The organism is Bradyrhizobium sp. P5_C11_2 (assembly GCF_054049755.1).
Genome location: NZ_JBFULT010000595.1, coordinates 1 through 4,475, shown reverse-complemented (window position 1 = coordinate 4,475; position 4,475 = coordinate 1). Strand labels below are relative to the sequence as shown.

The window sequence follows — 4,475 nt, the reverse complement described above, 5'->3', positions numbered from 1 at the left end:
GGCCACGTCGCTGTCAGAACTGTCCCGGAAACACAGGGGTAACCGGGGACCGTCTGCCGCCGGGGCTTGACCCGATCCACCTCGCTGCCGCGCACCGCGCTGGCCTTCGGGGGGAACGGAAAAACGCTGGAATTCCCAAACCTTGAGAGTTCCGGCGCTGCACCGGGAGGCTGAATGCGACACAACCGAAAATACTGGCCGTCAGCCCTTCGTACATACGAGGAATGGGCCAACCGTGCAAGGGACCGTCGCATACCGGTCACAGTCAGCGAGTTTCTAGTCCCTGTCATTAGGGACTGATTAACCCTGTGGTTCTATTGCGTTAAAGAGGCTGCTCGGAGGCACGGAATCGGTGGCGAGCCGCGCAAATCAAAGGGTTTTGCTGGGGTGTGCACTTCTGTGCGCCGCAGCCCTGCCATGTGCCGATTCCTCGCGCCTGAGCGCGGCCGAGAGCCAGCCGCAACCCGCTGTTGCGGTAGCGAATTTTCCGATCGCCTCGGCTGCCCGGCTGGCCGGCGACGGCAAGCAGACCCGCTTCATTCTCGACCTCGACAAGACGGTCACATTCCGCGCCGTCACCTTGGCCGACCCGTATCGGGTGGTGGTCGACGTGCCCCAGCTGAATTTTCAGCTGCCCACGGGCACGGGGGCCGGGCGGGGGCTGGTCAAGGCCTTCCGCTATGGGCTGGTGATGCCCGGCGGCTCGCGAATCGTGTTCGACCTGACGGGACCTGCCAAGATCGCCAACTCCTACGTGCTGGAGGCGGCCAATAGCCAACCGGCCCGGCTCGTGCTCGAGCTGGAGGAGGTCGACCGCGCCGCCTTCGTACAATCGCTGGCCCCGGAAAACCGGCCTGAGCTGCGGCCCGCGATCGCCGACGCGCCGCCGGCCACGGTTCCCGCCACCGCAGCCCCGGAAGCAGGCCCGCAAAAGGCCGATGGGCGCCCGGTGGTCGTGATCGATCCCGGCCATGGCGGCATCGACAACGGCACGCAGTCGAGCGGCGAGAGCGAGAAGAACCTGGTGCTCGCCTTCGGCCTCGCGCTGCGCGACCGGCTGGAAAAGAACGGCAAATACCGCGTGGTGATGACGCGGGACGACGACACCTTCATTCCCCTCAATGACCGGACCAAGATCGCGCGCAACCTCAAGGCTGCGCTGTTCGTCTCGATTCATGCCGACGCGCTGCCGCGCGCGGAGGGCGATGCCCAGGGCGCCACGATCTACACGCTGTCGGACAAGGCCTCCGACGCCGAGGCCCAGCGTCTGGCGGATGCGGAAAATCGCGCAGACGCGATCGCCGGCTTCAATCTCGCGGAGGAGCCGACCGATGTCGCCGACATCCTGATCGACCTCACCCAGCGGGAAACCCGCACCTTTTCAAACCGTTTTGCCCGCTTGTTGATGGGGGAAATGAAGACAGCCGTGCGGATGCACAAGCATCCCCTGAAATCGGCCGGCTTCCGGGTGCTGAAGGCGCCGGACGTGCCGTCGGTGCTGGTCGAGATCGGTTACGTCTCCAACAAGGGGGATCTCGAGCATCTGGTCTCCGAGGGCTGGCGATCCCGCGCGGTGAGCTCGATGGCGCAGGCGATCGACGGCTTTCTGGCCAAGCGCATGGYCACAGTCGGGTCTTCGAATTGAAGGGGTTTTTCCGTCCCGCCGTGAAAGCCCTAGTTTGGCCACAGCGGTCGCTTTATAAAAACGCCGCAGGGGGTTCCGGAATCGACGAGAATCCCGCTCGGCAAGCGTCTTTAGGCCCGGCACGGATGTGATTTGAGTAGGCCGGTGAATTCGCGACGTGACGTTGGCGCCCGTTTTGGGCGCCTTGGGCTGATCTTGACCTGATCTTGGGATTGAACGGATAAACAGATAATGCGCTTGCTTGTGCGGTTCATGGGCTTCCTGTTCGCCGCGGGAACGGTGTTGTTCCTTGTCGGTGTCGGTGCCGTGGCAGGCCTGATCTGGCATTTCTCCAAGGACTTGCCGGACTACTCTCAGCTTCAGGATTACGAGCCGCCGGTGATGACCCGCGTGCACGCGGTCGACGGCTCGCTGCTTGGCGAATATGCCAAGGAGCGGCGGCTGTATTTGCCGATCCAGGCCGTGCCGAAGCTCGTGATCAACGCGTTCCTCGCGGCCGAGGACAAGAATTTCTACGAGCATGGCGGCATCGACTACACCGGCATGGCGCGCGCCGGTCTGGTCTACATCCAGAACTACGGCTCGAACCGGCGTCCGCAGGGCGCCTCCACGATCACCCAGCAGGTCGCCAAGAACTTCCTTCTGACCAACGAGGTCTCGTTCGCCCGCAAGATCAAGGAAGCCTTGCTGGCGATGCGGATCGAGAAGACCTATTCGAAGGACAAGATCCTCGAGCTCTATCTCAATGAAATCTACCTCGGCCTCGGTGCCTACGGCATCGCAGCCGCTTCGCTGGTCTATTTCGACAAATCGGTGAACGAGCTCACGGTGGCGGAAGCGTCCTATCTGGCGGCGCTGCCGAAGATGCCTGCGACGCTGCATCCGGTGCGCAACCGCGACCGCGCGATCGAGCGCCGCAACTATGTGGTCGACCGCCTGTTGGAGAACGGCTGGATCAAGCAGGCCGACGCCGACAAGGCGCGCAAGGAGCCGCTCGCCGTCACCAACCGCGCCAACGGCGCGCACACCTTCGCCGGCGAATATTTCGCCGAGGAAGTCCGCCGCGACATCTTCGAGCGTTATGGCGAGAAGAAGCTTTATGAGGGCGGCCTGTCGGTGCGTACCACGCTGGATCCGAAGATCCAGGTCATGGCACGCAAGACCATGGTCGCGGGCCTCGTGAACTATGACGAGCAGCAGGGCTATCGCGGCGCGATGAGCAAGCTCGATACGTCGGGCGACTGGGGCGTGAAGCTCGCCGAGATCAAGTCGCTGTCCGACATCTCGCCATGGCGCATGGCGGTGGTGCTGGAGACCAGCGACCAGTCGGCGCGCATCGGCTTCCAGCCGAGCCGCGAGCTCGGCGGCGCCGTCAGCAAGCAGCGCGAAACCGGCCTCATCACGCTCGATGGCATCAAATGGGCCAAGGCGGCCGCGGGGCCTGCGAAGGGCAGGGCGGCGAGCGCGGTGTCGCAGGTGCTGCAGCCCGGCGACGTGATCTATGCCGATCCGCTCTACAAGGACGGCAACCCGGTCGAGGGCCAATACCGGCTGCGCCAGATCCCCGAAGTGTCCGGCGCGATGGTGGTGATGGATCCCTGGACCGGCCGCGTGCTCGCCATGGTCGGCGGCTTCTCGTTCGACCAGAGCCAGTTCAACCGCGCCACCCAGGCCTATCGCCAGCCCGGCTCGTCGTTCAAGCCGATCGTCTACTCGGCGGCGCTGGACAACGGCTACACGCCTTCGACCGTGGTGCTCGACGCGCCCATCGAAATCGACCAGGGCCAGGGCGCCGGCGTGTGGCGGCCGGAAAACTTCTCCTCGGGCAAGTTCCAGGGGCCGGTGACGCTGCGCAACGCGCTGCGGCAGTCGCTCAACACCGTGACGGTGCGCCTCGCGCAGGACATCGGCATGCCCTTGATCGGCGAATATGCCCGCCGCTTCGGCGTCTATGACGAACTGCCGAACTATCTCTCCTACGCCCTCGGCGCCGGCGAGACGACGGCGATGCGGATGGTGACGGCCTATTCGATGATCGCCAATGGCGGCCGTCGCGTGAAGCCGACGCTGATCGACCGTATCCAGGATCGCTACGGCCACACCATCTTCAAGCACGACCAGCGCGAATGCCGTGGCTGCGACGCGCCGGGCGGCTGGAAGAACCAGACCGAGCCGCAGCTGATCGACCGCCGCGAGCAGGTGCTGGACTCCATGACCGCCTATCAGATCACCGAGCTGATGGAAGGTGTCGTGCAGGCCGGTACCGCGACCGTGGTCAAGGAGGTCGGCAAGCCGATCGCCGGCAAGACCGGTACCACCAACGAGGCCAAGGACGCCTGGTTCGTCGGCTTCTCGCCGGACGTCGCCGTCGCGATCTACATGGGCTACGACAAGCCGCGTGCACTCGGTAAGGGTAACGCCGCGACCGGTGGCCATCTGGCTGCTCCGATCGCACGCGACTTCCTCAAGCTCGCGCTCGCCGACAAGCAGGCAGTTCCGTTCAAGGTGCCGGCCGGTATCAAGCTGGTCCGCGTCGTCGCCAAGACCGGCATGCGCGCCGGCCCCGGCGAGACCGGCGGAACCATCCTCGAAGCCTTCAAGCCGGGCACGGCGCCGCCGGACAATTATTCGGTCATCGGCGTTGCCGACGCCGAGAGCCGCATGCCGGCCTCGCAGCAGCAGCAGCCGGATTCCGGCTTCCTCATGCGCCCGGGTACCGGCGGACTCTGGTAGGCGACGACGGGAATCGTCGGCGTTGGAGGGGCGGGCGGTTGCGCTTTGCCGCCGTCACCGCTACATCCGGCTCACAAATCGAACGCGGGCCCAATTC

At 65.0% G+C, this 4,475-nt stretch carries 2 protein-coding genes; both read left to right on the top strand.

Annotated elements, in window-relative coordinates:
- The first annotated feature begins 352 nt into the window (after nucleotides 1-352).
- Nucleotides 353-1,645 (top strand): N-acetylmuramoyl-L-alanine amidase, encoded by a 1,293-nt coding sequence (locus ACXJL8_RS34830; protein ID WP_456686431.1) that lies wholly within the window; start codon nucleotides 353-355, stop codon nucleotides 1,643-1,645.
- A 231-nt stretch (nucleotides 1,646-1,876) separates the two neighbouring features.
- Nucleotides 1,877-4,378: a penicillin-binding protein 1A gene (locus tag ACXJL8_RS34825; RefSeq protein ID WP_456621186.1), complete on the top strand. Its 2,502-nt coding sequence runs from the start codon at nucleotides 1,877-1,879 to the stop codon at nucleotides 4,376-4,378.
- Nucleotides 4,379-4,475: the final 97 nt, after the last annotated feature.

Excerpts from the sequence above, each read along its gene's own strand:
- ACXJL8_RS34825 (WP_456621186.1), top strand. The coding sequence starts at position 1,877 with ATGCGCTTGCTTGTGCGGTTCATGGGCTTCCTGTTCGCCGCGGGAACG.